The sequence below is a fragment of the candidate division WOR-3 bacterium genome, assembly GCA_039804165.1.
In the GTDB taxonomy this organism is placed as follows: Bacteria; Hydrothermota; UBA3072; order UBA3072; family UBA3072; genus JAFGHJ01.
The window spans coordinates 21,286-27,303 of sequence record JBDRZZ010000021.1; the positions used below are offsets into that span (position 1 = coordinate 21,286).

7 protein-coding genes and 1 tRNA gene are annotated in these 6,018 nt (G+C 32.9%); 1 reads left to right on the forward strand and 7 read right to left on the reverse strand.

Annotation, left to right across the window (positions count from 1 at the left end; genetic code table 11):
• Position 1: 1 nt before the first annotated feature.
• From accD to ABIN61_07315, 7 genes are all read right to left on the reverse strand, one after another.
• Positions 2-817, reverse strand: a complete 816-nt coding sequence (gene accD, locus ABIN61_07285) for an acetyl-CoA carboxylase, carboxyltransferase subunit beta (GenBank protein MEO0294006.1) — start codon at positions 815-817, stop codon at positions 2-4.
• A gap of 20 nt (positions 818-837) precedes the next feature.
• Positions 838-925 (reverse strand) — tRNA-Leu (locus ABIN61_07290).
• A 35-nt stretch (positions 926-960) separates the two neighbouring features.
• Positions 961-1,911, reverse strand: coding sequence for a hypothetical protein (locus ABIN61_07295; protein ID MEO0294007.1), 951 nt, complete (start codon positions 1,909-1,911; stop codon positions 961-963).
• A gap of 3 nt (positions 1,912-1,914) precedes the next feature.
• Complete coding sequence (locus tag ABIN61_07300) at positions 1,915-2,820, reverse strand: UbiA family prenyltransferase (protein ID MEO0294008.1); 906 nt, start codon at positions 2,818-2,820, stop codon at positions 1,915-1,917.
• A 107-nt stretch (positions 2,821-2,927) separates the two neighbouring features.
• Positions 2,928-3,452: a hypothetical protein gene (locus ABIN61_07305; GenBank protein ID MEO0294009.1), complete on the reverse strand. Its 525-nt coding sequence runs from the start codon at positions 3,450-3,452 to the stop codon at positions 2,928-2,930.
• A gap of 268 nt (positions 3,453-3,720) precedes the next feature.
• Positions 3,721-4,050, reverse strand: coding sequence for a hypothetical protein (locus tag ABIN61_07310; GenBank protein MEO0294010.1), 330 nt, complete (start codon positions 4,048-4,050; stop codon positions 3,721-3,723).
• Between the two features lie 59 nt (positions 4,051-4,109).
• A complete protein-coding gene (locus ABIN61_07315) occupies positions 4,110-5,522 on the reverse strand; it encodes a glycosyl hydrolase family 8 (protein ID MEO0294011.1) in 1,413 nt (470 codons plus the stop codon).
• Positions 5,523-5,764: 242 nt separating this feature from the next.
• Here ABIN61_07315 and ABIN61_07320 point away from each other — a divergent pair.
• Positions 5,765-6,018 (forward strand): hypothetical protein (locus ABIN61_07320; protein MEO0294012.1); only part of this gene is annotated, 254 nt, incomplete at its 3' end.

A 6,018-nucleotide genomic window follows, 5' to 3' on the forward strand; every position in this document is an offset into this window, starting at 1 on the left:
TCTAACAGAGGTGCGATAATATAGAAATAATAGTTTTCCTAAGATCCTTCCTTGCAACCACCATATCAATAAGTCCATGCTCTAACATAAACTCTGCTCTTTGAAACCCTTCTGGTAATTCTTTTTTTATTGTCTGCTTTATCACTCTTGGCCCTGCAAAGCCTATAAGAGCCCCAGGTTCTGCAATCACAATATCTCCTAAAGAAGCGTAAGAAGCTAAAACCCCTGCAGTTGTAGGATTAGTAAGAATAGAAATATATGGAGTTTTCAACTTGTTAAGCGCAGTTGCAGTCTTTGCCATTTGCATAAGAGAGAGAATACCTTCTTGCATTCTTGCTCCTCCAGAAGCGTTTACAGTCAAAAGAGGTAAATTAGACTTACTCGCTCTTTCAATAGCTCTTTTTACTCTCTCCCCAACAACTGAACCCATCGAACCCCCAATAAAAGAAAACTCCATAAAAACAATCTCAATATCTCTCCCATCAATTTTCGCTTCACCTGCAACAACAGCTTCAGTTAGAGAAGTTTGTTCCATTGCTTCTTTAAGTTTTTTCTTATAACCTTTAAATTTAAGAGGATCTGCGGTTCTAAGGTTTTCATCAAAAATTTTAAACGTTCCAGGGTCGAGAAGTAAGTCTCTATAAAAAAAGTTACTAACCTTAAAGTGAAAATTGCATTTAGAGCACACCATTAAATTTTTTTCCACTTCCTTTTTATAAAGGATTTCTCCGCAAGATTCGCACTTTAACCACAAGCCGTCAGGGACTTCTCTCTTCCTTCTCCCTTTATCTTCCTCTTTATTCAATAAGTTAATCATCTTCTAAATAAAAAATTTTATGCCGGAGGTCGGATTTGAACCGACACGGAGAGAAAAATCTCCACCGGATTTTAAGTCCGATGCGTCTACCAGTTCCGCCACTCCGGCTACCCAATTTAATTTTACCTTATAAAGCTTATATGTCAAGCCCTCTTCAACTCTTTTTCTAACTTACGTTTAATCTGCTTTAACTCTTTTTTTCTCTCTTTTACATTAAGCATTTCTTCCAAAACATTTATATTCAAGGCTATCTCAACATTTGTTTTAGCTTCTTCTAACTCCCCAAGTTCTAAAAGAATTTTAATTTTATAATAATAAGCTTCAAACTTAGAAAAATTGTTATAAGAGGAAATTTCAATTAGTTTCTCTGCAACCTTTAGAGCTCTTTCATAATCCTTTTTCCCGTATAATGCTTTCAAAAATGGCCAATTAAAAGTTCGAGAAGAAGGATAAGAATCAAGTAGAGGCTTAAGCATTAAAATTGCTTGGTCATAATCTTTTTCTCTAATACAAATGTTAGCATAAGCCACTATTGAATAATGGGAGACAAACTTTCCCTTTGAAATGGCTTTTTCTATCATTGTAAGAGCTTTCTCTTTATTCTCCTTCACTAAAGGGAATTTCCCTTTTATATATTCCCAACCTCCAAGTCCCAAATAAACATCATAAAGAGTAGAATCGATTTCTTTTGCCTTCTCAAGATAATAAACTCCAGGATTAAGTAAGAAAATAGATCCGAGATAATCCTCCTTCATAACATAGTAAAAAACTTTCAAAGTATAACTTCCCCCTATAAAAAAATATCCCCACGGATCAAGAGGATTCTTCTTAACCCACTTCTTTGCTTTAGTTATTGTCGAATCCGCATAGGTAAATATCTTTGTCTCAAGAGAAGGCTCCCCCAAATCAACCCACATCATTTCATAAAGAGAAGCCAGTAAAAAATAAGGAGCAGGGTTTTCTTTTTCCTGTCTTTTCGCAAAAGTTATAAGAGATTCTGCTCTAATAAAGTCTTCTACATAAGAACATTCAACAGCTTTAATTAGTAAAGAATCAACTAAAGGAGAAAAAGAAAAAAATAAAAGTGTCAACATAACTTAGAAATTCCTATCTTCTCCACTAAAGAGTGCAGGATAATTAAGATTAAATCTCTTCTTATAATAAATCTTTTCTATTCCTAAGATAAAAACAAAAAGAGGAATTATCCAAGGAGTTAGAAAGAAAACCTCAAGAGTCAATATAAAAGGGACAACTCTAAAAGAAAAAAGAATGGATTTCTTTGTGGATCTTATATAAGCAAACAAAAATATTGGAAATGCCAAACTCGCTCCAATAAGACAAATAAAATCTTTCAAGGCTATTGAGAAAAATATGGCGATTAAATCAAAAAATATCCCTAACAAAAGAGTCCTCTTCTTCCCTAAGAAAACTCCTGTTGTAATTTTCCCCTCTCTCTTATCTCCTTCTATATCTGGAATAGTTGTATTAACAAAAACCCCAGCCACTGCAAAAAAATAAGGAATAGAAGAGATCAACATCTTTTGAGAGAAATCCCTTACTGAAAGCCAACCAACTGTAAAGGCAAGAACTCCATATCCTAAAGAATTCCATAAAATATCCAAAAATGGCTTTCCTTTCGTCTCAAAAGGAGGAAGAGAATAAGTAATTCCTAAAATAAAAGAAATTAAAAAAACCATAAAAATCTCAAAATTTAGAAATAAAGCTCCAAAAATAGAGAAAATAAATAATCCTATCATTTCTAAAACTGCAAACCGAATCGGAATTAACTCCAAAGACAACAAAAACAATTTTTCATTTCTTTTATCCGACTCTCTATCAATGATTTGATTAAAAATATAAATTCCTCCCATTAGCATTGTATAAAGAATAAAAATTATAATGGCTCTAAAAGAAAAATTCCCTCCTCCAAAATGAGCTCCAAGAAGAAAAAAAATCCAAACAGGAAGAAAAAGAGTGGGGCGAAGTAACATAAAGTAATCCATAGGAAGGATTATAAAATAGAAAATCTCAAAGTCAAGGTTTTTAAATTATAAGCTCTTCTCTATATCCTAATATACCTAGATCTCCAAATATTTAAAATCTCCTCCTCTTAGTAATACCAGCACAACCTTAAAATTACCTTCTCGTTTCCAATATAAAAATCGGAGATTGAATAATCTCCTTCTGAAACTCTCAAAAAACCTGACCTTAAAGTGAGATCCAAAGAAAAGTTATCACTTATGAATTGCTCAAGACCTCCACCAAATAATAGACCAAAGGTTGTTTCCGCATCTCCTACTGGAGGATTCACAGACCCAAAAATTATTCCTCCGCTAAAATAGAGATTGGTCTTTGGGTGGGACTTCAACACATAATCAAGAAAAGCTCCAAATGAAATTTCCATAGTGTTAGAGCCATCTTCATTCAAAAAATCTAAACCTAAAACTGGTTCAAGAACTATTTTTGAACCAAGACCAATTTTTGTAGAAAAAACATTAGGTGGAGAATCCATAAGCCCATTTTCCATTAAAGAAAGATCCCAACCAAAACCTAATCCAATCTTTCCTGCCATATCCCGAGCATAAAGATTAATGATACATAAAAGAGATAAAACCACAATCCCAAACTTTTTCATAAAGACCTCCTTTCTAAAAGATTTCTAAGAAAAATAATTGTTTTTTTAACTTTGTCAATCTTTCTTATTTTTTATTTTTCCCAGCAGTTTATAAAAATTACCCAAACCTCCGACTCTAAAACACCTAATAGTTTTTCCATAATCTCCTTTAAGTTTAAGACCCCCCTCTTTTTTATACCAAGAACTTCCATAAATAAAGATTAAATGAATACCTTTTTTCATTTTCAAGATTTATAGGAATTTTTGGCTCTATAAAATCTCAATATTTCTATTTGTAAGCTCTAATTACAGTGGCCGTTTTACAATCATCATTTATAAAATTCACAATAACTTTATAACCAGGCCTTAAATCAGAAAGCTTTGCAGGTTGATCATTTAGATAAATTTTTGTGTTTTTAGTAACACAATGCTTCGTGATCACCTGTAAATTATTAAAAGTCGTTGTATAAAGCGCTCCAATTACCCCAGAGTTACTCGGATTCTGGTATATCTCAATCTTATATACTGTGGATCTATTCACTAAATCCAAAGAATTTGCAAAAAGGAAGAAACCAACCATAAAAATAGTTAATAATGCAACGAAAAGCTTCCTTTTCATATTCTCAAGCCTCCTTTCAAATTTTCTTTTAAGAGCCAAAAATTCCTATAAATCTTGGTTTATTTTATCAAAATCATCTGGAGAAGTTCACTTGTGAAATCACCCGCCTTAATCCTATAAAAATAAATCCCTGTGGATAAATCGCTCCCATTAAAAATAAAACTATATCTTCCAGCAGGCTTTTCTTCATTAATCAATGTTTTTACCTCTCGCCCTACAACATCAAACACTTGTAACTGAACAAATCTTGATTCCGGAACAAAATACTCAATCGTTGTTGTTGTCATAAAAGGATTAGGGAAATTCTTACCTAAATAAAAATACTTTGGTAAAGATTCTTCAATTCCCATTGGTGTAGGTTTCCAAAAATTCCCTGTTAAAACAAGCATATACAAAGAGCGAAGAGAAAGATTATAATATTGATCATCATACCCGCATCCATCAAGATAGAGCAATCTTAATGCAAAAGCATCCACCATAGACTGACTGTAGCACATACCTCCAACTCCAAAACCACCCACAAAAGAACTATTATTATATTGTGCTTGAGGATGAAGAGTCCCATCCAAAAGATATCCATCTTTTATATTTGATGCTCCAATTGAATCAGCAAATTTTGATACTTTACAACACCAATTTTTAGCGTTTTCATTACCATTCCAAATGTAATCAAGAGCCATTCTCCAGGGTGTTCTACAGGCATCATAGTGATAATAATCATCTCTTCCGGAAGGAGGATTCCCTCCTGGAATTCCATCATAAGATTGCCAATCAGGAACAAGACCTGTATTAGAATCAGCACTGTTTTCTAATATAATATAAGAATCCTCCGCTATTTTCTCCCAAAAAGAATCATTCATTACTTCCCCAAATATCCTAAAATAAGCTGGGGTGTAATACGAGATGTCTGTTAACCCACAACCTCCCCAATGACCTCCAGGTTTCATTACATAAACATTATTACAATTTACAAAATAATAATTTTTTAAAATCGAAATTATATTTTTTGCTTCTTCAAGGTAATTCTCTCCCCACTGGCAATAAGCAACAATTAAAGCAAAGGCAACATCTATATCACCATCTGTAGCACTTCCCGGGTCACTAATACTCGAACAGGTTACCTTCCATCCCATCAGATTATAAGCCAGCGATGTCCTTTTACTCTTATAAAAAGCGAAAAGACTATCAAATTTACCTTTCTCTCCAAAATATGCCGTAAGAAGCATTCCATATCCCATCCCTTCTGAAATAGTTACGCTTGTATCGTCTCCACAAACCCGAAGCATTCCATTACATCTTTTTAGATATTTACTTTTCCACTTATTATAGGCGTTCTGAACATTGGTCGCTGTAATTTTTGTGGTTTGGTAACCGTAAGGATAATCTACATATTGAGGGAAAGGCTTTGCCTCTCCAAAAAGGGAAATAGAAAAAAGTATAAAAAGTAAAACAAAAATTTTCACACTTCTCATTAAAACCTCCTTTTTACCCTAATTCCTCCTAAATTTAACACTATTTATCTCAATGTCAATATAATAAAAAATTTATTGCAAAAATCAATTTTATGTTCTTTCTGACAACCCCCCAAAATTTTTGTGTCAAAAGTCGGAAATTTAGTATTTGTAAGGGTTTAGATTGTATTTTTTCAAAGAAAAGGTATTGAAAAAAACCTCCTTTCTGTATATTGAGAATAAAAACAGAAAGGAGGAAAAAATTGTCTAATAATATAAATAATCAAATTTCTAAAAATTTCAACTATTTTTTTGCGAAAATGAGAAAACATATAACGAAACCTGAGGTAGATTTTCTTAAGGATTTGCTTGTAGGCTTAATCAGAACGGGATATCCTATTGTATCAAAGATTTCAAAATCCTTAAGAGAGGATATAAAAGAAAAGAACACGGATAAGAGACTTCGGAGGAATATAGGCAGAAAGAACTTTTGGAGAGAAATTCTCTCTTCCTATTT